At 69.2% G+C, this 21,855-nt stretch carries 22 protein-coding genes and 1 tRNA gene; 13 read left to right on the forward strand and 10 right to left on the reverse strand.

The genetic code is table 11. From position 1 onward, the window contains the following. Nucleotides 1-609 precede the first annotated feature (609 nt). On the forward strand, nt 610-1,428 hold the full coding sequence (locus AC5WAM_RS32925) for a hypothetical protein (RefSeq protein WP_495519764.1): 819 nt from the start codon (nt 610-612) through the stop codon (nt 1,426-1,428). A gap of 100 nt (nt 1,429-1,528) precedes the next feature. Here the strand turns inward: AC5WAM_RS32925 and AC5WAM_RS32930 are convergent, their stop codons facing one another. From AC5WAM_RS32930 to AC5WAM_RS32945, 4 genes are all read right to left on the reverse strand, one after another. Then, complete coding sequence (locus AC5WAM_RS32930) at nt 1,529-2,434, reverse strand: phage major capsid protein (protein WP_495519765.1); 906 nt, start codon at nt 2,432-2,434, stop codon at nt 1,529-1,531. 14 nt (nt 2,435-2,448) lie between these two features. Continuing rightward, entirely contained in the window at nt 2,449-2,988 is a 540-nt protein-coding gene (locus AC5WAM_RS32935) for a hypothetical protein (protein WP_495519766.1), read from the reverse strand. A gap of 418 nt (nt 2,989-3,406) precedes the next feature. Continuing rightward, entirely contained in the window at nt 3,407-4,048 is a 642-nt protein-coding gene (locus AC5WAM_RS32940) for a hypothetical protein (protein WP_495519767.1), read from the reverse strand. A gap of 75 nt (nt 4,049-4,123) precedes the next feature. Beyond that, nucleotides 4,124-4,321: a helix-turn-helix domain-containing protein gene (locus tag AC5WAM_RS32945; RefSeq protein WP_495519768.1), complete on the reverse strand. Its 198-nt coding sequence runs from the start codon at nt 4,319-4,321 to the stop codon at nt 4,124-4,126. A gap of 66 nt (nt 4,322-4,387) precedes the next feature. Here AC5WAM_RS32945 and AC5WAM_RS32950 point away from each other — a divergent pair, with 66 nt between their 5' ends. Beyond that, on the forward strand, nt 4,388-4,936 hold the full coding sequence (locus AC5WAM_RS32950) for a hypothetical protein (protein ID WP_495519769.1): 549 nt from the start codon (nt 4,388-4,390) through the stop codon (nt 4,934-4,936). A 20-nt stretch (nt 4,937-4,956) separates the two neighbouring features. After that, the gene (locus AC5WAM_RS32955; RefSeq protein WP_495519770.1) at nt 4,957-6,234 is read left to right on the forward strand and encodes a site-specific integrase; all 1,278 of its coding nucleotides are present in this window, start codon (nt 4,957-4,959) and stop codon (nt 6,232-6,234) included. An 88-nt stretch (nt 6,235-6,322) separates the two neighbouring features. Here AC5WAM_RS32955 and AC5WAM_RS32960 read toward each other — a convergent pair. Next, nucleotides 6,323-6,410, reverse strand: a tRNA-Leu gene (locus AC5WAM_RS32960). 178 nt (nt 6,411-6,588) lie between these two features. Between AC5WAM_RS32960 and AC5WAM_RS32965 the strand changes: the two genes are divergently transcribed. The 3 genes from AC5WAM_RS32965 (at nt 6,589) to AC5WAM_RS32975 (ending at nt 9,531) form a co-directional block, all read left to right on the forward strand. Further along, nucleotides 6,589-7,926 carry a M20/M25/M40 family metallo-hydrolase gene (locus AC5WAM_RS32965; RefSeq protein ID WP_495519771.1) on the forward strand — a complete coding sequence of 446 codons (1,338 nt, stop codon included), beginning with the start codon at nt 6,589-6,591 and terminating at the stop codon, nt 7,924-7,926. Nucleotides 7,927-8,109: 183 nt separating this feature from the next. Continuing rightward, entirely contained in the window at nt 8,110-8,343 is a 234-nt protein-coding gene (gene chpH, locus AC5WAM_RS32970; RefSeq protein WP_030686223.1) for a chaplin ChpH, read from the forward strand. Nucleotides 8,344-8,499: 156 nt separating this feature from the next. Beyond that, complete coding sequence (locus AC5WAM_RS32975; RefSeq protein WP_495519772.1) at nt 8,500-9,531, forward strand: chaplin; 1,032 nt, start codon at nt 8,500-8,502, stop codon at nt 9,529-9,531. Between the two features lie 73 nt (nt 9,532-9,604). On the opposite strand, the gene AC5WAM_RS32980 is transcribed toward AC5WAM_RS32975, so the two are convergent. Beyond that, entirely contained in the window at nt 9,605-9,793 is a 189-nt protein-coding gene (locus AC5WAM_RS32980) for a DUF5703 family protein (RefSeq protein WP_138958767.1), read from the reverse strand. A 47-nt stretch (nt 9,794-9,840) separates the two neighbouring features. Here AC5WAM_RS32980 and AC5WAM_RS32985 point away from each other — a divergent pair, with 47 nt between their 5' ends. Beyond that, nucleotides 9,841-10,608: a hypothetical protein gene (locus AC5WAM_RS32985; protein ID WP_366789650.1), complete on the forward strand. Its 768-nt coding sequence runs from the start codon at nt 9,841-9,843 to the stop codon at nt 10,606-10,608. Nucleotides 10,609-10,761: 153 nt separating this feature from the next. Here the strand turns inward: AC5WAM_RS32985 and AC5WAM_RS32990 are convergent, their stop codons facing one another. Together AC5WAM_RS32990 and AC5WAM_RS32995 are read right to left on the reverse strand one after the other, a co-directional pair. Continuing rightward, nucleotides 10,762-13,011 (reverse strand): helix-hairpin-helix domain-containing protein, encoded by a 2,250-nt coding sequence (locus tag AC5WAM_RS32990; protein WP_495519773.1) that lies wholly within the window; start codon nt 13,009-13,011, stop codon nt 10,762-10,764. Next, nucleotides 13,008-13,997, reverse strand: coding sequence for an aldo/keto reductase (locus tag AC5WAM_RS32995; protein WP_366789652.1), 990 nt, complete (start codon nt 13,995-13,997; stop codon nt 13,008-13,010). Before AC5WAM_RS32995 ends, AC5WAM_RS32990 begins: the two co-directional genes overlap by 4 nt. Nucleotides 13,998-14,278: 281 nt before the next feature. On the opposite strand from AC5WAM_RS32995, the gene AC5WAM_RS33000 reads away from it, so the two are divergent. Together AC5WAM_RS33000 and AC5WAM_RS33005 are read left to right on the forward strand one after the other, a co-directional pair. Beyond that, nucleotides 14,279-15,340, forward strand: a complete 1,062-nt coding sequence (locus AC5WAM_RS33000; RefSeq protein WP_172387599.1) for an LLM class F420-dependent oxidoreductase — start codon at nt 14,279-14,281, stop codon at nt 15,338-15,340. 222 nt (nt 15,341-15,562) lie between these two features. Next, nucleotides 15,563-16,351 carry a ferritin-like domain-containing protein gene (locus AC5WAM_RS33005; RefSeq protein WP_495519774.1) on the forward strand — a complete coding sequence of 263 codons (789 nt, stop codon included), beginning with the start codon at nt 15,563-15,565 and terminating at the stop codon, nt 16,349-16,351. 84 nt (nt 16,352-16,435) lie between these two features. Here AC5WAM_RS33005 and corA read toward each other — a convergent pair whose 3' ends face one another. Then, a complete protein-coding gene (gene corA / locus AC5WAM_RS33010; RefSeq protein ID WP_366789654.1) occupies nt 16,436-17,434 on the reverse strand; it encodes a magnesium/cobalt transporter CorA in 999 nt (332 codons plus the stop codon). 62 nt (nt 17,435-17,496) lie between these two features. Between corA and AC5WAM_RS33015 the strand changes: the two genes are divergently transcribed. The 4 genes from AC5WAM_RS33015 to mshC all read left to right on the forward strand — a co-directional run bounded on the left by AC5WAM_RS33015 (nt 17,497) and on the right by mshC (nt 20,965). Continuing rightward, the gene (locus AC5WAM_RS33015; RefSeq protein WP_366789656.1) at nt 17,497-18,183 is read left to right on the forward strand and encodes a histidine phosphatase family protein; all 687 of its coding nucleotides are present in this window, start codon (nt 17,497-17,499) and stop codon (nt 18,181-18,183) included. 90 nt (nt 18,184-18,273) lie between these two features. Next, nucleotides 18,274-18,864, forward strand: a complete 591-nt coding sequence (locus tag AC5WAM_RS33020; RefSeq protein WP_138958722.1) for a DUF3090 domain-containing protein — start codon at nt 18,274-18,276, stop codon at nt 18,862-18,864. Beyond that, nucleotides 18,828-19,658, forward strand: coding sequence for an SCO1664 family protein (locus AC5WAM_RS33025; RefSeq protein WP_495519775.1), 831 nt, complete (start codon nt 18,828-18,830; stop codon nt 19,656-19,658). Before AC5WAM_RS33020 ends, AC5WAM_RS33025 begins: the two co-directional genes overlap by 37 nt. A 77-nt stretch (nt 19,659-19,735) precedes the next feature. Then, nucleotides 19,736-20,965: a cysteine--1-D-myo-inosityl 2-amino-2-deoxy-alpha-D-glucopyranoside ligase gene (mshC, locus tag AC5WAM_RS33030; RefSeq protein ID WP_495519776.1), complete on the forward strand. Its 1,230-nt coding sequence runs from the start codon at nt 19,736-19,738 to the stop codon at nt 20,963-20,965. A 125-nt stretch (nt 20,966-21,090) separates the two neighbouring features. Here the strand turns inward: mshC and AC5WAM_RS33035 are convergent, their stop codons facing one another. Beyond that, nucleotides 21,091-21,849: a hypothetical protein gene (locus tag AC5WAM_RS33035; protein WP_495519777.1), complete on the reverse strand. Its 759-nt coding sequence runs from the start codon at nt 21,847-21,849 to the stop codon at nt 21,091-21,093. Nucleotides 21,850-21,855: the final 6 nt, after the last annotated feature.

The raw sequence follows: 21,855 nt of genomic DNA on the forward strand, positions 1-21,855 counted from the left end.
CAGCGGATCCAGCCTGGAAAGGGTCGAGAAGACCCGCCATAGAGCCTCAGAAGGGCCCTCAGGGGCTTCGAAGCAAGCCTGCGGCCTCAGATTCGACCTGTGAGCCGGATGGAGCATAGTGATGAATCATCATCACCGTGTGCTGCGTCACACCCTGTCCCGGCTTTCGCGATAGGACACGTACATTATTGATGCGGCCGGGGGTTATATCCCCCGGCCGATGACATCGGATCAACCCCGCCCCGGAGGGCGGGGGCGTAGCTCTGACCCAACCCCGCCCTTGAAGGTGGGGATGTTGGTTGATAGATCCTTCAATTATCCGGACACTGGACAGCAGAAGACCCCGGCGCGGCATTCAGGCGCCGTGCTGGCTGCGATGCGCGGCCTTCTCTATCTGCGACCTGCCGTTTGTCTAATCGTGGTCATGCGCCCCGTGCATTGCCTGCGTGGCGCGCCATGCCGGGAGCCACGCTAATTTATTCCTCTAACTTACTCAACTTTCTTCTCTAGAAGCACCTAAGATTCATCAGCCTCTACACTCAACTTAAAATATCCCGTGCTCCCAAAAGGGCTTACGCAAGACCAGCTAGCTCCGTACACTCGGCGAGTATGGACGCTCCGGAAGACCCACCTCCCAACGATGAGAGGTCTGGGCAGACACTTTCCAGAAGTCGGCGGACGCCACTAGGCTGGTGGCGCTCGCTACAGACCGACACTCGAACAGTATTAATCGGCATCGCTTCAAGCGTATTGATAGTTGTTTTGACTACACCCCTGGGGCCGTCACTGACAGGGGTCGGGGAGGGTATCAACCCCTTCAAGGAAGGCGGGCATGAAGAGCTTCAGGTGGTAGTAATGAAAGGGTCGGGAAGTAGTCCCACTAGGGGGTGGATAGCGCCAGGAAAGACTCTGCCGAAGAAGAATCAGACAGCGACCCTGGTGAAGTGGGAGGAAAATGGTGAAGCAACTGCGGCCGACCGTCAAATTATTTTTCTGAGCTTGCAGGGTGCATCAAGGAAATCCATCCTTATTCACAGAATGGAAGTCGAAGTGGTAAAGCGCACTCCCGCCCTGCGTGGGCCACACATGCTTCTATGGGGTGGAGGTGAAGCTCCTAGCAGACACCTCTATATAAACCTGGATAAGCGCACTCCGAAAGTTCAGCCGATGATCGGCTCGAATAGCTCGGTGCCGTACTCCACTCCGGGCCCTGCGGAATTTCCATTCTTTGTGTCCGAAGAGGAGCTGGAGTACTTCCAGATTACCGTGGATGCGGATAAGTACTACTGTGAGTGGAAGGGTGAAATCTTCTGGACGGTGGACGGGAAGGAAGGGTCAACAGAGATTACTGACAATGGAAGACCTTTCCGCCTGACGGGATTGTCTGCGAGGACGAAGAGGTTCGTCTACCCACCGGAAGACGTATGAGTGCGGGCAACAAGGGAAGTAGGGGTTAAAGGAGTCGTCGGGCAGCGCTGGACGGTAGGCCCCGCCATCAGCCGGGGCCCCGACCAAGTCTCACAGGACGTCAGGCGGCCCACTCCACGGCAGTCTTGAGGATTCCCTTGGTCGGCTTGGACTCATCAAAGCTATTGTCCGCCTTCTTGGTGTCCAGCTCCGGATACCTGACGATCTTCCCGCCGTACAGGTGGAGGTTGTCCATGTAGTCGGCCCGGTACTTCTCGCTCTGTCCTTCGCGGAAGCCGGTGAACTGACTTGCGTACGTGGCGAACTCGTTGTGCCCCGCTACGATATCGACGCCCTTCGGCATGGCAGTGGTGGACAGGACCGTGAACCCGGCAAGCTGAGCGAAGGCGCCGTTCATGGTGACACCCCCCGCGCCGTACTCGGACGCGTTGGCCACGGCTGGATACTCAACTAAATACCGCTTCACCCGGGGCGAAACGACGACGTAGCGGCCCTCTGGAACATCGCTGTCATCCAGAGCCAGCATCATGTCCAGGATGGCGCTGAAGAAGGCCCTGGGCGCACTCTCTGTCGTTGCCTTGATGTTCGGCATTGCCGTAGCGCCCTTGGCGATGACGTTGCCCATGAACGTGTCAGCCTCACGGGCCAGGGCGCGGATCATCTGCCGATTGATCGGAGAATCAAGGCCACCAGCAAGCTGAAGACGCTCGGCGTTTTCAACGAGAACCTGTAGGTATTTGGCTTCAGTGATCGGGAGCCTTTGATCCACGGTCTCCGGCCGCTGGGCAGTCATCCCCTCGGCGAATGTGTAGTTACCGACCGTGGGACGCATCAGTGAGTTGATGTGGACGACGTCCCCTTGCTTCCGGATGGGTCCCTCGTACTTGTTGTTGGAGACCCACCGAGAGGCCCACACAAGCAGAGGGTCGAACTGTTCCAGTAGCTTGGAGTCCCATATCGCAGGATTGAACGTTCCAGTTGAAGGGTTCTGATAGGCGTAGGTCATAGGCATTCTCCAATTCAGCGCTTACGAGTGTCGAGAGAAATCCCTGCGGGGTAGGGGCGACGGTATCCATTGAGGCCTGCCGCCGGGGCGGGAGACGGAGCGGGTTGCTCGCCGATCTGAGGGAACTTCGGCCGCTTCTGCCCTGATAGCGAATCAATGAAACTCTTAATGTGGTCACTACTTGGGTAACCATCATCGCCCAGGAATGAATCCATCTTGAGGTACTTCGATTTCGGTATATCCGAAAGACTCAGGCCTTCATTAAGGGCGTGTGCACATACTTCAGCACGGACCATCCTGTGAATCACTTTGCGGTTCACCTCGGCGCGGGCATTCTTCAGAGATTCTTCGATCGCAGTCTCCTTGGCGGCCTGGAAGTTTTCCGCCTCCTGCTGCCACTTGTCACGGTCGGCCAGCAGCTCGTCATAAGTCAGCGACTGCCGGGGCTCCTCTGAAGGGGCGGGTGGAGCCGCAGAAGCATCATTCCCCGAGGCCGCCGCCGGGGGGCCGCCATCAGCCTCTGCGGGAGCAGAATCGTTCACCATGTCGCCCAAGGCGACACCTCCTAAGCTACTCGTCAATCTAGATTTACTCATTAGCAATCAATCAACTAACTCATCAAACTATCCCCCTTAAGGGGGAGGTGATGAAGATTGATCGATTCAATAACTGCAACTACTTGATTGTTGTCCCGCCTGGGGGCGGGTAGTTATATAACCAGAGGCAGGAAACGTAAGAGAAGAAACTGCCCCCCTTACCCCCCATCAGGACAACTCTGATCAAGGGCAAGGAGGAAAGCGTTTCTCTACGTCTCACATAACCGTCAGCTAGGTATCCGCAGAGCCTCATAACGACTTAGGAACTGCCCGGCCCGTAGGCCGCGCCAGAGGCACACCGCCGAGTGTGCATGGCCCCAGAGGATCACTCCTCCACTAGCTGTGGGTTAAAGCTTCACGCTCATGAAACGGCTGGTCATCGCTGGATTCTGGCAGTGTTGAGGCGGCCCCACGCCTCTCGGTAGCCGTCCAGCTCCTGCTCCTCCAGGCCGTCGTACTCGTAGACCAGGTTCCTGTTCTTCCCTACGTGGATGCCTGCCCTTCGGAGGCGCTGCGTGCGGGCCCTGGACGCCTTGCGGTGCGCCTGGCAGTACTTCCGGGGCTTGCCAGTCTTGTACGGCTTCTGAGGGGTGTGCAGAGACTCGTCGCAGCCAAGCCACCGGCATCGCTCAGGAGGGAAGCTTTTTCGCTGGATAGTGAAGCCTGATCCGTGGTCAGTCTCAGTAGAGGGTGCATCCAGTAGATGAGCAAGGGTTGTTGCCTCCCCGGCTCCGGGCCTTTCCTCCATCAGTCGCCGTATCTCCTCACGCCCAGCCTCGGGGTCGAGGGCGGGTTGCATGGCAGCTAGAGCGGCATCGGCCAGAGAGAGGATTCCGGAGTACGCGGCAGCCATGCGTTCGAACTCTGTCTCCTCCTGCTTAGGCCAAGGGGTGGGCCAGTCCTCCCATTCTCCTTCTCCGGCCGCTTTCAAGAGGGCGTCTGCCTGCTTCTGTAATCGCGCTCGCCCCCTGTCGCCGGACGGCGGAATGGTTGTGTAGCCCTTGCTGGCGTTGCTCAATACAGTCCTCTCAACAGGCAAACAAAAAGGGCCCCGTTCGCCTCGGGGGCCCTAAGAACACGTTGAACAAATCAATCAACTCTGGCGGTCCAGCCACTTCTCCAAATCAGCGGGGCGGCATCGCAGCGCCTGGCCCACCTTCCGAAACGGGATGCCCTCCCGCTGCCAGTTCCCATACACCCAAGATCGGGGCTTGGCCAAGTAGTCGGCAACATCCTCAACGGTCATCAGCTTTGGCGGCATCGTCCCCCTCTGGTCGCTCTCGGTTTCCATCCAACGATCCCGAGAGTGACTCACTACGATGCAACCTGTCAATCCATATCGTGCTACCTTGCGGTCGTGGACATGAACCTGCCGCCCGGATGGCGGTCTGACGACCTCGAAGACCCCCAGGCTCTCGTCTGGGAGGAGTGGCGGGGGCCCTGGCTCCTGCGCGCCGTGTGCCCGCTGTGGGCCCCGTATGAGGGCCCTGGAGAGGTAGCGGTGATCCTCGGCGACTCGGAGGCGGAAGGGGTGGCCGGAGGGGTGCCAGTTGATGTCCTGCGCTCCTTCCCGCTAGGGGAGGTCAAGGCGCAGGCCAGGAGTCTGCTGGCCAGAGTGAAGGAGGACCTCAGCCTCGCTGAGGTGTGGGGGAATCCGTTCAGCGACCTGCCACAACAGTGCCGCTCTGATGCGGATTACGCGGAGTGGGCCGTGGCTTGGATGTGCATCTGCGAGATCAGCAAGTCGCCGGTCAAGGGGTTGGTGGAGCGGACTGGGGTGCGTCAGTCGTCGGTGTCCACCCGGGTCACCAAGCTCAGAAAGCTTGGGTTCATCGACTCGAACAACCAGATCACTGCGCAGTGCCAAGCCATCTGGAACGCCCGCAAGACGGGTCCATTCGACTAGAAGGAAGGCAATCAACTCACGTGACGAAGCGCGGAAACAAGCTCGGGGGGACTCCGGTGGAGATCCCGCGCAAGGGCAGACCCAACACCTGGGGTGTGCGCACCCCACTCCACTTCAACCCGGCGACAGGCAAGAAGGAGCGCTACTGGGTAGGTCGCGAGTACAAGACCAAGACTGAGGCGGAGCGGGCGCTTCGCCGCTGGCTCAGCGATCAAGAGGCGGGAACGCTCACCCCTCGTTCGGACCTGACGATGGGCCAGCTCATGGACTCATGGCTTGGCAAGCACCGGGGCGAGGACACCACCCGGGAAGGCTACGAGCCGAAGATCCGCCTGCACATCAAACCCCACATAGGAACGGTGAAGGTAGTGGAGGTGACAGACGAACGCTTGGACGAGCTGTACCGGCTGCTGGAGGCTAAGCCCATCGAGGCCAACGGGAACAAACCCCTGGGCCCCAAGAGCGTCCGTCACGTCCACAACATCATCTCGGCCGCCCTGGACTCCGTGACCGGCCCCAGGAAGCTCCTGTCGGTCAACCCGGCCCATACCGCCGCCCCGCCCACGGAGCGGCAGATCAAGGCAGCTCAGCCGGACTTTCCGACGCTCAATGACCAGGAGACGGCGCACTTCCTGGGCCAGATATGGAGGCCGTGTGGCAACCGAGCCTGTGACGGGCTGTCCCATCACTGCCTGCGGGACGCCCCGCTGTGGACGTCCTACGCGGCCACCTCGTGCCGTCGCAGCGAGACCCTGGGATGGATGTGGGACCTCATCCACTGGGACGACTGCGCCATCGAACTGGCCTGGGTCGTGGTCGAAGAAGGCAACACATACCGGCTGCGCAAGCTCACCAAGGACGGAGACGACCACGCGATCATCTATGTCGACCAAGCCCTGATGAACGTCCTCAAATGGCAGCGGGAGCGCCGGCAGGCAGAGAAGGAGCGGCTGGGGCCGCTGTGGGTGGATCACGGCCTGGTGTTCGCCCGTGACGGCTTCAAGCTCCAGAAGGGGCGCACGGCGGGCGGTCCGCAGGATCCGGAGAAGGTATCGGCCCGCTGGCGCACGGCCCGTGCGCGGATGAAGCTGCCGGACGGCTTCCGGCTGCACGACTGGCGGGCGTCGAAGATCACAAACGATCTCGACAGCCACGAGAACCCGGTGGAGGTCTCCGCCAACGCCCGGCACCACTCGCCGGGCTACACCATGACGCGCTACGGCAGGCGTCGCGCCGAGGGAGCCAAGAAGCTGGCCGCGTCCAGCGCGGCCCGGATCGGCCTGTCATCCCTGGTCTGACCAGGGGACTCTCTGGGCCGTTGGTCACGTGGTTGGTCACGCCACTGCCCAGAAAAGCAGAAAACCCCACGTGAAGTGGGGTCTCAGCTGGTGTCCGAGGGGGGACTTGAACCCCCACGCCCGATAAAGGGCACTAGCACCTCAAGCTAGCGCGTCTGCCATTCCGCCACCCGGACCGGTGGTCTGTCGCGGTTTCCCGCGGCGACGTGGAAAACCATAGCAAACATTCGGGGGTGCCTGATCACGCAGGTCATGAGCGTGAACGGCGTATGACGAGGGCCGCCCGCCCTTGGGCCCGGACGGTCGGCGCGGGAGGATGGAGGGGACCGAGAGTGCGACAGCGGGAGGAACAGCGTGAGCGAGCCGACCACGGGCGGCAGGGTGGCGGGGGTCGTGTCCGGTGAGGACGAGGTCGTCGACCTCTGCCGGGACCTGATCCGCATGGACACCAGCAACTACGGCGACCACTCGGGGCCGGGGGAGCGCAAGGCCGCCGAGTACGTCGCGGAGAAGCTCGCGGAGGTGGGGCTCGAACCGCAGATCTTCGAGTCGCACCCGGGGCGCGCCTCCACGGTGGCCCGCATCGAGGGCGAGGACCCGTCGCGGCCCGCGCTGCTCATCCACGGCCACACCGACGTCGTCCCCGCCAACGCCCAGGACTGGACGCACCACCCCTTCTCCGGGGAGATCGCCGACGGCTGTCTGTGGGGCCGGGGCGCCGTCGACATGAAGGACATGGACGCGATGACCCTCGCGGTCGTGCGCGACCGGCTGCGCAGCGGCCGCAAGCCGCCCCGGGACATCGTGCTCGCCTTCCTCGCCGACGAGGAGGCGGGCGGGACGTACGGGGCGCGGTACCTGGTGGACCACCACCCGGACCTCTTCGAGGGCGTGACCGAGGCGATCAGCGAGGTCGGCGGCTTCTCCTTCACCGTCAACGAGAAGCTGCGGCTGTATCTCGTGGAGACGGCCCAGAAGGGCATGCACTGGATGAAGCTGACCGTGGACGGCACCGCGGGCCACGGCTCGATGATCCACAAGGACAACGCGATCACGGAGCTTTCCGAGGCCGTCGGGCGGCTCGGGCGGCACAAGTTCCCGATCCGCGTCACCAAGACGCTGCGGCACTTCCTCGACGAGCTGGGCGACGCCCTCGGCACCGAGCTCGACCCGGAGAACATGGACGAGACGCTCGCCAAGCTCGGCGGCATCGCCAAGCTGATCGGCGCCTCGCTCCAGAACACCGCGAACCCGACCCAGCTCGGCGCCGGGTACAAGGTCAACGTGATCCCCGGCCAGGCCACCGCGCACGTCGACGGACGCTTCCTGCCGGGGTACGAGGAGGAGTTCCTGGCCGATCTGGACCGGATCCTCGGGCCGAACGTCAAGCGGGAGGACGTGCACGCGGACAAGGCCCTGGAGACCACCTTCGACGGCGCGCTCGTGGACGCCATGCAGCTGGCGCTCCAGGCCGAGGACCCCATCGCCCGCGCCGTCCCGTACATGCTCTCGGCCGGTACGGACGCCAAGTCCTTCGACGACCTCGGCATCCGCGGCTTCGGCTTCGCACCGCTCAAGCTGCCGCCGGAGCTGGACTTCGCGGGCATGTTCCACGGCGTGGACGAGCGGGTACCGGTGGACGGTCTGAAGTTCGGCGTGCGCGTGCTCGACCGGTTCATCGACGCGTCGTAACGGGCGGGGCCGGCGCTCCATTAATCCAGTCAATAAGCCGAAACGAAACTCCAATAATCGGCTGCGCGTGCGTATTGGACTGAAAAGAGTGAAAGCAGTCCGGTGCTCGTAGCCGTCCTATGGCCTCCTCGTTACAGGTGGTGCGGTCCGCGGCTGGGACCGCATTGCCAACTAGGAGGAACAATGATCAAGAAGGTTGTCGCCGCCGCGGTTGCCACCGGCGGCCTGGTGCTCGCCGGTGCGGGCGTCGCCGCTGCCGACGCCGGCGCGCAGGGCGCCGCCGTGCACTCCCCGGGCGTCGCCTCCGGCAACGTCGTGCAGATCCCCGTGCACGTGCCGGTGAACGCCTGCGGCAACACCATCTCGGTGATCGGCGTGCTGAACCCCGCCTTCGGCAACTACTGCGTCAACAAGTGACGTTGCTGTGCCTCGCCCCTTGAGGGGGGCGCCACCCCAATGAGGGTCTGAGTCCATCGGCCCCGGAGTGCGTGCCATGCACTCCGGGGCCGCGGGCATTGAGCGCACGGCGCGACGAGGCCCGTGTGCATTTCCGAAGCTAAGGCAGGGAAAGCAATGCGACAGGTCACGCGCAAAGGGCTGATCACCGCGGCGGCCGCCGGTGGCGTACTCGCGGTCACCAGCGGCTACGCCCACGCCGACTCGAATGCGAATGGCGCCAGTTCGAATTCCCCGGGGGTCCTTTCGGGCAATTCGGTCCAGGTGCCCGTACACGCTCCCGTGAACGCGTGCGGAAACACCGTGAACGTGGTGGGGGCGCTGAATCCCGCGATCGGCAACAGCTGTACGAACTCGTCCGGCTCGCCAGGACACGGCGGCGGCCACGGCCACGGCGGAGGTCACGGAGGTGGCTACGGCGACGGACACGGCGGTGGCTACGGGGAGCACCCCTCGGGAGGCGGCTCGTCGGCCCACGGCGGTACGCACGACTCGCCCGGCATCGGCTCCGGCAACACCGTGCAGGCGCCGGTGTACGCCCCGGTGAACGTCTGCGGCAACAGCGTCACCATCGGCGGCGCGGGCAACGCCGTCACGGGCAACGACTGCGCGAACGAGGGAGGCGGCGGTACGCCGCGGCCGGGCCACCCCGGCAACCCGACCCAGCCCGGCAACCCCGACCAGCCCGGGGGACCGGGCAAGCCCGGCCACCCGGGGAAGCCGGATCAGCCCGGGACGCCCGGCCACCCGGGCAAGCCCGGCAAGCCGGACCAGCCAGGAAAGCCCGGTCAGCCGGGGGGACCGGTGAAGCCCGACCACCCCGGACAGCCCGGCCACCCGGGGAAGCCCGGGCAGCCCGGAAAGCCCGGTCACCCCGGGCAGCCGGGAGGACCCGTCAAGCCCAGTCACCCCGGCGGACCCGGTCAGCCCGGCGGACCCGGTCACCCCGGCGCGGACGTCCCGGCCCACCCCGGCACCCCGCACTCCGTCGACACCCCGAACCTGCCGGACGCCCAGGTCCTCACCCCGCCCGAGGGCAAGGACCGGCTGGCCGAGACCGGCAGCCCCCTGTCGGCGGGCATCGCCCTGCCGATGGGCGCGGGCATGCTGCTCGCGGGCTCGGTCCTGTACCGCAAAGCACGTGCCTGACCCGGTGTGAGCAGGGAGGGGGCCCCGCGACCGCGGGGCCCCCTCCCTGCTCACACCGTCCGTCGGCCACGGCTCACCAAGTGGCCCTCGCCTGGCGGATGATGCGCCGTCGCAGCCGCACCCGCCGACTGCCGTCGGCGTGCAGGCTGAGGCGGTCCAACTCCCAGTGTCCGTACTCTGCGTGGTCCGTCAGGAGACGTGTGGCTTCCTTGCGGGAGACCCCGCGGGGAACGTACACGTCGACAAATTCGTATTCCGGCATCGCATCTATTGTGCGGGCACAGGCCCGGTACGGATAGCGTCTGCACTATGTCTGATGCTGCGCAGCCCACCGCTGCCGAGGTACGCGCCGCCGCCGAGGCGGTCAAGACCGCGCTCGACCGCCATCTCGCCGCGGTCGAACGCAGGTCGGGCGAGGACGATCCGGACGTCTACGACGCGTTCAACGAGCTGGCCGCCGCCGCCGAGGCCTACGACGAGCTGCTCTACGACCGCTACGACGAGGTCACCCCCTTCGAGATCCCCGGCGCGGAGGACAGCCTGCCGCCGTACCAGGGCCCCGCGGAGCCGACCGCCCTGAGCGTGCTGATCCGGCGCGACTACGCGGTGGCGGAGCCGCAGCGACTCCTCGCCCAGGCCGCGCGCGTCGAGGCCGCGGACGAGGACGCGACGGACGACGACCGCCAGGCGGGCACGCTGCCGGGCGCCATCGGCCTGCTCTTCGGTGAGTTCGAAGCAGACGAAATCGCCTCCCGGCACAAGGAATTCGGCCTGGAGGAGGGCGACTCCACGCTGTGGGTGACGGCCCTGGACGAGCCCGCCGAGGCGGGCGAGTGGCTGGAGGCCCCCTTCGACCAGAGCGACCCCCAGCGGGTCGTGTGCCGCTTCGACGTCAGCGCGGTCTTCGACGACGAGCCGGACGGCCTGGAGGACCTGGAGGACGCCGAGGACGGTGCGGATCCGGCCGATCCCGACCTGGACGGCGAGCTCGACTACGACCCGGACGAGGTCGTGGCGCTCGACGACGACATCGACGACGTGGAAGTCGTCGACCGCAAGCGCGGCGAGCCCGCCTGAGAGCGCTGCCGGTGCGCCGCACCGGTGGCCCCGGCCGGCCGCGGCCTCGACGCCCGACGGATCGTCGTGGCTGGTCACGCCCGCGCGGCGGGGCCGTACGCGAACATGCGAACGCCCCCCGGCCGACCCGGCCGGGGGGCGTTCGCCTGCTTCCTAGTCCGCCTCGGGCAGCTGTGGCCGCAGCAGCGTGCGCAGCCGGGTCGTGCGCTCCTTGGCCGGGCGCTCCGCGACCGCCTGGGGCAGGGCCTGTGCGACCCCCTGGACCACCGACAGATGGCGCTCGGCGCGGCTGAACGCCGCGTACACCCAGGGCCGGGTCAGGGCCGCGGCGGCGTCGCCCGGCAGCACCACGACCGCGGCGGGCCAGCGGCGGCCCGCCGCCTGGTGCGCGGTGACGGCCCAGGCGTGCCGCACGCTCTGCTCCACCCGCTCCTTCGCCACGACCACGGGGGCGCCGTCGCACTCCAGGTGCAGGCCCTCCGCGTCGGCCCGCACGACACGGCCGAGCACCGTGCGGCCCGGCACCGGGGCGTGGGCGACGCGGTCGCCCGGGTCGAAGCCGCCGAAGCGGCCGGGGCCGGGATTCAGCCGCTCCTTCAACGCCGCGTTCAGCGCGCGGGTGCCCGCGGCTCCGCCGTGGCCCGGCGTGATGACCTGCGTGTGCTCGGCGGGCACGCCGATGGCGCGGGGCACGGAGTCCGCGACGAGCTGCACCGTGCGCCGGATCGCGTCGGCGGCGTCGCGCACCGGGACGATCACGACTTCCTTGTCCGGCGCGGCGACCTCGATGAGCTCGCCGACGCCGATGCCCGACACCAGCTCCCCGACGGGGCCGGGGTCCGGGGTGCGCGAGGCGATCTGCGGGCAGGCGCGGGCCGCGAGCAGGTCGGCGAAGACCCGGCCGGGGCCCGCCGACCACAGCACGCCCGGATCGCCGCTGAGCACCAGGCGGGCGCCGTCCGGCAGCGACTCGACGAGCATGGCCGCCGCCTCCACGTCCAGCTGCGGCGCGTCCAGGACCACGAGGAGGTCCACGGCCAGGGCGCCGTCGGCGTCCCGCCCGGGTCCCTGCTGCCCGGACAGCAGCCCGGCCACGGTGACGGCGATGCCCTCGCCGTCGTCCGTGCCGGTGCCCGCGTGCTCGGCGAGGCGGCGCTGTCCGTCCGCCGTGTGCGCGGCCGCGCACACCCGCAGGCCGAGCGAGCGGGCCGCCGCCACCAGGGCGGCGGGCTCGGCCCGTGCCGCCTCGCCGCCGGTGTGCAGCACCAGGCCGTGCGCGGCGACGGCGCGGATCAGCTCGGCGGCGGAGCCGGACGCCGCACCGGCGGCGGACTCCCAGGCCTCGGCGTCCGGGCCCGAACCGTCGTCCTTCGGCAGGGAGTTGATGACGCGGGCCAGGCCGTCGGCGAGGCTCTCCTCCGCCATCGCGTACCGCTCGAGGCCGAACAGGACGCGGACCGGAGCGGTGGCTTCCACCTCGGGCCCGGCGTCCTCGCCGTCCGGGGCGGCGGCCGGGGCTTCCTGCGGGGCGTCCTCCAGCGCGTCCTGGAAGACGAGCACGTCCCCCTCGGCGAGGGCGCCCTGCGCGGCCTCCTCCGGGTCCGGCACGGCGCGCTGCCCGAGAGCCGCGGTGAGGGCGGCCGCGTCGAGGGCCGTGTGCCCCGCGAGGGCGGCCTGCTCCAGGAGCCACACCGTCAGGGCACGGCCCCGGCGCTCGTCCCCGGGGCCGCACGCGTCGCCGAGCAGGGCCCGTGCGAAGCCGTCGGCCTGCTCGGGCCGCACCCCGGGGAGGCGCAGCAACTGCCAGGGGTCCTCGCGCAGGCGCTCGTCGGCACCCTCGCCGAGCGCGGCCGCCGCCCTGGGGGCGAGCGCGGCGGGCGCGCCGCCCTCGGTGAGCACCGCCGCCACCGCGGCGACGGCTTCCGCCGCGGGCTCGGCCGGTGCCGCGGGGGCCTCGGGAGCCGGGCGCCGCACCGGCTCCGGCGCGGGCCTGCGCGGCGCGACGGGCTGGGGCTCACGGAAGGCGGAGGCCACGGGCTTCTCCCCGCTCTCCACCGCCCGCACCGCTGCGAGCAGGTCCGCCGCCGTGCCCTGGAGCTTGGCGCCCGCCTCCAGCGGGCCATCCTTGGCGGCCTTGCGCTCCTCGATCCGCTGCCGCAGCTCCCGCTGGGCGGCCAGCTCGGCTTCGGCCTCGGACAGCTCGCTCCCCGCCCCGGCCTTGCTCTCGGCGTCCGCCGTGCCCTCGGACCCGTCGTCCGTCCCGGTCGCGCCGGCCCCGGCGTCCTCGTCCGGCGCGGCGGCCTCCGCCGGCGTGGCGTCGGCTTCCGGTGCGGCCTCGGGCTTCGCCGCGGCCTTCGGGGCCTCGGGCTCGGCAACCTCCGCGGCGGCGGACTCCGTACTCACAGCGTGCTCCAGTCCTGGTCTGGGTAGCGGTGCACGGGCGCCGACACGTCGTCGAGCGCCTGGCAGATCTCGTCAGGAAGACTAAGGGTCTCCACTGACAACGCCGCCGTGAGCTGCTGCGCGTTGCGTGCGCCGACGATCGGGGCGGTCACTCCCGGGCGGTCGCGCACCCAGGCGAGCGCCACCTGGAGCGGGCTCACGGCGAGCCCGTCCGCCGCTATGGCGACGGCGTCCACGACGCGGCTCGCCGCCTCGTCCAGATACGGCGCGACGAAGGGCGCGAACTGCTCGGAGGCGCCCCGCGAGTCCGAGGGCGTCGCGTGCCGGTACTTGCCGGTCAGGACGCCGCGGCCGAGCGGCGACGACGGCAGCAGGCCCACGCCCAGGTCGAGGGCGGCGGGCAGCACTTCGCGCTCGATGCCGCGCTGGAGCAGGGAGTACTCCATCTGCGTACTGGCGAGGCGGGTGCGGGCGCTGGGGGCGGCCAGCTGCCACGTCGCGGCCTTCGCCAGCTGCCAGCCGCTGAAGTTGGACACGCCCGCGTACCGCGCGCGGCCGCTGGTGACCGCGATGTCCAGGGCCTGGAGCGTCTCCTCCAGCGGGGTCTCCGGGTCGAAGGCGTGCACCTGCCAGATGTCCACATAGTCCGTGCCGAGGCGGGCGAGGGAGGCGTCGAGCGCCGACAGGAGGTGGCCGCGCGAGCAGTCGAAGCGGCGGTCGGGGTCCGGCACGCTGCCCGCCTTGGTCGCGATGACCAGGTCGCGGCGCGGCACGAGCCGCTCCACGAGGCGGCCGAGGAGGTACTCGGCCTCGCCGTCGCCGTACACGTCGGCCGTGTCGACGAGGGTGCCGCCCGCCTCCCAGAAGGCCTTCAGCAGGTCCGCCGCGTCGTTCTCACCGGTCTCTTCGGGGCGGCCCCAGGTGAGGGTGCCGAGCCCGATCCGGGACACGCGCAGACCCGTGCGGCCGAGATGCCTCTGCTCCATGGCGCGAGATTACTGGCCATGCCTCCACGCAGGGCATGCCTGTGGACAAACGCGCGGGTGTGGACAACCTGATGCCCCCCAAGGGCCCCACCGGGGCGAACCCGCGGCACCGGCCTGGAGCGAACCCGCGGCACCGGCCAGGGCGAACCCGCGGCACCGGCCAGGGCGAACCCGCGGCGCCGACCGGGGCCCACCCGCGCGGTCGGCCCCTGACGGATCGCGCGGCCGCGCGCTACAGTCCCCGGCACAGGGACGTTACTCATCAGTAAGGGGATTCGGCCATGCAGCTCGGGATCAACCTCGGCTACTGGGGCGCGGGGATGGACGCGGACAACCTCACCGTCGCGAAGGAGGCCGACAAGCTGGGCTACGCGGTCTGCTGGGCGGCCGAGGCCTACGGCTCGGACGCGGCCACCGTGCTGTCCTGGGTCGCGGCCCAGACCGAGCGCATCGACATCGGCTCGGCGATCTTCCAGATCCCGGCCCGGCAGCCCGCGATGACGGCGATGACGGCGGCCACCCTCGACTCGCTGTCCGGCGGCCGCTTCCGCCTGGGCCTCGGTGTCTCGGGCCCGCAGGTCTCCGAGGGCTGGTACGGCGTGAAGTTCGACAAGCCGCTGGCCCGTACGCGCGAGTACGTCGAGATCGTCCGCAGGGCGATGACCCGCGAGCGCCTGTCGTACGAGGGCGAGCACTGGACGCTGCCCCTGCCGGGCGGCCCCGGCAAGCCCCTCAAGCTCACCGTGCACCCGCAGCGCGAGCACATCCCGCTGTACATCGCGGCGATCGGCCCGAAGAACCTGGAGCAGACGGGCGAGATCGCCGACGGCGCCCTGTTGATCTTCCCGGCCGCCGAGCACCTGGAGGAGACAGCGCTGAAGCACCTGCGGGCCGGTCGCGAGAAGGCCGGGAAGACGATGGAGGGCTTCGACGTCGTGCCGACGCTGCCGCTGGCCGTCGGCAAGGACGGCGACGGGGACATCGACGCGCTGGCCGACATGTTCCGGCCGTACGCGGCGCTGTACGTGGGCGGCATGGGCAGCCGCAAGCAGAACTTCTACAACCAGCTCGCGTGCCGCATGGGCTACGAGAAGGAAGCGGCCGAGATCCAGGAGAAGTACCTGTCGGGCGACAAGGACGGCGCGGCCGCCGCCGTGCCGCGCTCGCTCATCGACTCGACGTCGCTGCTCGGCTCCGTGGACCGGATCGCCGACCGCATGCGGGCCTATGCGGCGGCCGGGGTCACCACCCTCACCCTGTCGCCCGCGGGCTTCACGCTCGAGGAGCGGCTCACCGCGCTGCGGGCGGGCACCGAGGCCCTGGAGCGGGCCGGGGTGGCCTGACGATTTCTGCGGCCGTGGTGGGGGCTCGGGGGGTCTTCCCCGCCACGGCCGTCACGGAGCACAACGCCGCGACGCGCCCTCCGGTTACGGCTCCGTTCGGCCCGCGGAACTCCTTCGTTCGGCGGAGCTGACCCATACACCTGTTGCCTCCTTCCGCACTCCGCATTTGACTCGTTCTTTGCGGAAGTCCGTGTGGTGCGTGACGGCATGGAGGTGCCTGGGATGCTTTCGGCCAAGAGTCTCTTCGGGGAGATCGTCGACAACGACGAGTCGTTCCGGCTGTTCTGCTCCATCGCGGCGAGCGGGGAGTCCCAGGGCGGCTGGGAGAACGGGCGCATCGCCGCCCTCGTGCCCGAGAGCCAGCGCGCCCTCGCCCCCAAGATCGCCCGGCACGGCGCCGACGAGGACAAGCACGGGCGGATCTTCAACGCGCTCCTGCGCAAACGCGGCCTGGAGCCCTGCGACGTCCCGCACGACACCGACTACACGATGCTCCTGGAGAAGCACGGCATCGGACTCGCGCACGACAAGCTCCGCGGCGACAAGCCGCTGACCGAGCAGGACATCATCACGTACCTGGCGCACAGCCGGGTCACCGAGCAGCGGGCCGCCGACCAGATGGTGATGCTCCGCAAGCACTTCGCCGACCATCCGGAGATCGGCAAGGCCGTGAGGATGATCTCGAACGACGAGGACAACCACCTGGCCTACTGCCACGAGGAGCTGCTCCGCTTCGCGTACGCGGGCCACGGCCGCGCCATCCAGCGCACGCTCCAGGAGACCGCGCACGTCGAGATCCGGATCTACCGCGACGTCAGCCTCGCCGTCATGGAGCGCATGGGCCGCATCCTCGGCTGGACGCCAACCAAGGCCAGGGCCCTCGCGGCGGGCATCCACGCCCTGTACGCGTACGAACGCGTCGGCGGCTGGCGCAAGATGGTGAGCCTGCGGATGCCCGAGCGGCGCGACGCCCTGGGGGGACCGGCCACCACGGCACCCGAATTCGCCTGACAGCCCCCATAGGCCCCTACAGGCCCTCACAGGCCCCGCGCAGGCACGCGCCCCGCCACGCGCGCGTGGGCTCGCGGGCTTGGGCTACAGCCAGCCCCGGCGCTTGAACATCCGGTACAGGACCACTTCCAGAACGGCCATCAGCAGGATCACCGCCGGGTACGCCCACCACCAGGCCAGCTCGGGCATGTGCTCGAAGTTCATGCCGTAGATGCCCGCGATCATCGTGGGCACGGCCGCCATGGCCGCCCAGGCGGAGATCTTCCGCATGTCGTCGTTCTGCCGCACGCTCATCTGCGCCAGATGCGCCGACAGGATGTCCGTCACCAGGCGGTCCAGGCCCTCCACGGACTCGTTCACCCGCGTCAGATGGTCGCTGACGTCCCGCAGATAGGGCTGCGCCGACTCGTTCACGTACGGCACGGCGCGGCCGGGCGGGCCCACCCCGGCGAGCCGGGAGAGCGGCATCGCGAGCGGCCCCGTGGCCCGGCGGAACTCCAGGATCTGGCGCTTGAACCGGTAGATCCGCGACGCCGAGTTCCGCGAGCCGCCGCTGTCCGGCGAGAACACCTCCGCCTCCAGGACCTCCAGGTCCGTCTGGAGCTCCTCGGCGACCTCCAGATAGTGGTCCACGACGGCGTCGGCGATGGAGTAGAGCACCGCCGTCGGACCGTGCTTCAGCACGTCCGGTTCCGCTTCAAGGCGGTGCCGTACGCTGCCGAGCGGCGCGCCCTCGCCGTGCCGGACCGTCACCACGAACGAGTCCCCCATGAAGATCATGAGCTCGCCCGACGACACCGTGTCGCTCTCCGGTTCGTACACCACCGGCTTCAGGACCATGAACAGCGAGTCCTCGTACACCTCGAGCTTCGGCCGCTGGTGCGCCTTGAGGGCGTCCTCGACCGCCAGGGGATGCAGCGCGAACTCCTGGGTGACCCGTTCGAACTCGTCCTCCGTCGGCTCGTGGACGCCGATCCACACGAAGGCGTCCCCCGCCGCACGCGCCTCGTCCAGGGCGTCGGAGAAGTCCGCGGGACCCTCGGTCCGGCGCCCGTGCTGGTAGATGGCACAGTCGACGATCACGCTGGGCATTCTTCCCAAGCAGCACTGCTGCCGCACCCGCTCGGCGGCTTAGGCTGACCCGCATGCCCACGCTGATCCTCGTCAGGCACGGCCGCTCCACGGCCAACACCGCAGGCCTGCTCGCCGGATGGACCCCGGGTGTCGCCCTCGACGAGCGCGGCGCACGACAGGCCGCCGCGCTGCCCGGACGCCTCGCCGAGCTGCCGCTCGCCGAAGCCGTCACCAGCCCCCTCCAGCGCTGCCGGGAGACCCTCGCGCCGCTCGCGGCCGCCCGCCCGGACCTCACCGTCCACAGCGACGACCGCATCGGCGAGTGCCACTACGGCGACTGGTCCGGACGCAAGCTCGCCGAGCTGTCCGACGAGCCGCTGATGGAGGTCGTCCAGCAGCACCCGTCCGCCGCCGCCTTCCCCGGCGGCGAGTCCCTGCGCGCCATGCAGACCCGCGCCGCCGAGGCCGTACGCGAGTGGAACGCGCGCGTGGAGCGCGACCACGGCCCCGACGCCGTGTACCTCATGTGCTCCCACGGCGACATCATCAAGTCCCTCGTCGCCGACGCCATCGGACTGCATCTCGACCTCTTTCAGCGGATCTCCGTAGAACCGTGTTCCATCACGGCGATCCGTTACACACGGCTGCGCCCCTTCCTCGTCCGCCTCGGGGACACCGGGGACTTCGGGTCCCTGGCCCCGCGTGCCGAGCCGGCGAGCGAGGAGGCTCAGGTGGGGGGAGACACGGGCGCACCGTGAGACGCGCGATGACCGTGATCGTCGCCCGCAGTAGGGTTCAGTGCAGTTGTCGCGCCAAGAACATGCAGTCGATTCCAATGGAGACAGGACGTGCCCCGTCAGGTGTTCCTCTACGACCCGCCGGAACGCTTCGTTGCCGGAACGGTCGGGCTTCCCGGGCGGCGTACCTTCTTCCTCCAGGCGTCCGCCGGAGTGCGAGTGACCAGCGTCGCTTTGGAGAAGACCCAGGTGGCCGCCCTCGCCGAGCGCATGGAAGAGCTCCTCGACGAGGTGGTGCGGCGCAGCGGGGGAAGCGCGGCGGTGCCCGCCGTCGCGCCCACCGAGGTCGCCGACAGCGCCCCGCTGGACTCGCCCGTCGAGGAGGAGTTCCGGGTCGGCACGATGGCCCTGGCCTGGGACGGCGAGGCCGAACGGATGATCGTGGAGGCGCAGGCCCTCGTCGAGCTGGACGCGGACTCCGACGAGGACCTCGCGGAGGCCGAGGAGAGGCTCCTGCAGGACGAGGAGAACGGCCCGCCGATGCTGCGCGTCCGGCTCACCGGAGCGCAGGCCAGAGCCTTCACCAAGCGCGCCCTCGACGTCGTGAACGCCGGGCGCCCGCCGTGCCCGCTGTGCAGCCTGCCGCTCGACCCGGAAGGACACGTATGCCCGCGCCAGAACGGATACCGGCGGGGAGCCTGACCGCCACGGAGCTGCTCACCCGCGGTGAGCTGACCGTGCGCGGACAGATCCGGCAGGCGTCCAACGCGGTGCTGTACTGCTCGGTCGCGCACGACGGCGCCTCGGCGTCCTGCGTGTACAAGCCCGTCGCCGGGGAGCGGCCCCTGTGGGACTTCCCCGACGGCACACTCGCCGAGCGCGAGGTCGCCGCGTACGAGGTGTCCGAAGCGCTGGGCTGGGGGCTCGTGCCGCCCACCGTGCTGCGGGACGGGCCCTACGGCGAGGGCATGGTCCAGCTGTGGATCGACTCGCCCGACGAGGCAGGCGAGGGCGCGGAGCTGCTCGCCCTCGTCGACGGGGACGAGCCCGGGGACGGCTGGAAGGCCGTCGGCCTCGCCGAGGTCGGGGAGGGGCACACGGCGCTGCTCGTGCACGCGGACGACGCCCGGCTGCGGCGGCTCGCCGTCCTCGACGCGGTGATCAACAACGCCGACCGCAAGGGCGGGCATCTGCTCGTGGGGGCCGCGGAGCGGCTGTACGGAATCGACCACGGGGTCACGTTCCACGTGGAGGACAAGCTGCGGACCCTGCTGTGGGGGTGGGCCGGGGAGAAGCTCACCGACGAGGCCGTCGCCGCTCTGGGGGGCTTGCGGGAGGCTCTCGCCGCGACGGGGGCGCTGGCCTCGCGGCTGGGGGAGCTGCTCACCGCGGCCGAGGTGGAGGCCACCCGGGCGCGGGTGGACGCGCTGCTCGCCGCGGGGCGGCATCCGTCGCCTTCGGGGGAGTGGCCTGCCATTCCCTGGCCGCCGGTGTAGGCGCGTCCGCGGGGGCGGGGGACCGGGGATGGTCCCCGGGGTCGTATGTGGACGGTGCATCCGGTTAGGCTCATGGCATGTATGCCTGGCCCGCTTCTGAGGTCCCCGTCCTGCCTGGCAAGGGCCGCGACCTCCGGATCCACGACACCGCGACCGGTGGCCTCGTCACCCTCGAGCCCGGTCCCGTCGCCCGTCTCTACGTCTGCGGCATCACTCCGTACGACGCGACCCACATGGGTCACGCGGCGACCTACAACGCGTTCGACCTCGTACAGCGCGTGTGGCTCGACACCAAGCGGCAGGTGCACTACGTACAGAACGTGACCGACGTGGACGACCCGCTCCTGGAGCGGGCGAACCGCGACGGCAAGGACTGGGTGGAGCTCGCGCAGGCCGAGACGGCGCTGTTCCGCGAGGACATGACCGCCCTGCGGCTGCTCCCGCCCAAGGAGTACATCGGCGCCGTCGAGTCGATACCCGGGATCGTGCCCCTCGTGGAGCGGCTGCGGGACCAGGGCGCCGCGTACGAACTCGAAGGGGACGTCTACTTCTCCGTAGAGGCCGATCCGCACTTCGGCGAGGTGTCGGGTCTCGACGCCGCCGCCATGCGGCTGCTCTCCGCCGAGCGAGGCGGCGACCCGGACCGGCCCGGCAAGAAGAACCCGCTCGACCCGATGCTGTGGATGGCGGCCCGCGAGGGCGAGCCCAGCTGGGACGGCGCCTCGCTCGGCCGCGGCAGGCCCGGCTGGCACATCGAGTGCGTGGCCATCGCCCTCGACCACCTGGGCATGGGCTTCGACGTCCAGGGCGGCGGCTCCGACCTCGTCTTCCCGCACCACGAGATGGGCGCGTCGCACGCCCAGGCCCTGACCGGGGAGCACCCCTTCGCCAAGGCGTACGTCCACGCGGGGATGGTCGCGCTCAACGGCGCCAAGATGTCCAAGTCCAAGGGCAACCTGGTGTTCGTGTCGAAGCTGCGGCGCGACGGCGTCGACCCCGTCGCCATCCGGCTCGCGCTCCTCGCCCACCACTACCGCGCCGACTGGGAGTGGACCGACCAGGTCCTCCAGGACGCCGTCGAGCGCCTCGGGCGCTGGCGCGCCGCCGTGTCCCGGCCGGACGGGCCGTCCGCCGAGCACCTCGTCGAGGAGCTGCGCGAGGCCCTCGCCAACGACCTGGACGCGCCCGCGGCGCTCGCCGCCGTGGACCGCTGGGTCGCCCGTCAGGACGCCGAGGGCGGCACGGACGAGGGGGCGCCCGGCGTGGTGTCGCGCGCTGTCGACGCCCTGCTCGGCGTGGCCCTGTAGGTACGCGGACGTGGCCCCGTCAGCACGTCTGTGGGCCACGCGGACAGACGCGAGCGGCGCCGGGCGGGAAGGACTCCGCCCGGCGCCGCCGTCTCACCCGGTGCCTCGGACGTCCGCCGTACGGATCACCTGGTGATCACGATGGCGAGCAGGATGCCCGGGTTGTTGGTGTCGTAGTAGCCGATGACCGGCTGCCCGTACGCGAACGCCTCCTGCACCTGGTCACGGGTGCGGTCGAGCGGGTTGATGAAGACGCGCCAGTCGCCGTCCACGTGCAGATAGAGCAGCGTGGCCTGGCCGGGCAGCGGCTGGATGACGTCCCAGAAGCTCTCCGCCACGTTGCCCGACAGGGCCTGGGTGGAGATCGTGGGCGCCTGGGCCTGCGGGACCTGCTGCTGGCCGAGCTGCTGGAGCAGCTGCTGGAACGGCTGCTGCTGGCCGAGCTGCTGCATCTGCTGGCGCAGGTGCGGCGGGATCTGCTGGCCCTGGATCTGCTGGCCGATGCCCTGTTGGCCGAACGGCTGCTGCTGGCCCTGCTGGCCCTGCTGGCCCTGCTGGCCCATGCCCTGCTGCCCGAACGGCTGCTGCTGGCCCTGCTGCCCGAACGGCTGCTGCTGGCCCTGCTGCCCGAACGGCCGCTGCTGGCCGATCTGGCCCTGCTGGCCGATCTGCGGCGGCGCGGTGCTCGGGCCCTGCTGCCCGAAGGGCTGCTGGCCGTACTGCTGCTGTGAGAAGGGCTGCTGCGAGAACGGCTGTTGCTGGGATTGCTGCTGCTGGAACGGCTGCTGCTGACCGAACGGTTGCTGTTGGCCGTACTGCTGCGAGCCGGGGGGCTGCTGACCGTACTGCTGGCCCAGCTGACTCAATTGCGGGGTGGTGCTCATGCGGGT

This window comes from Streptomyces sp. JLYT201 (assembly GCF_059448825.1).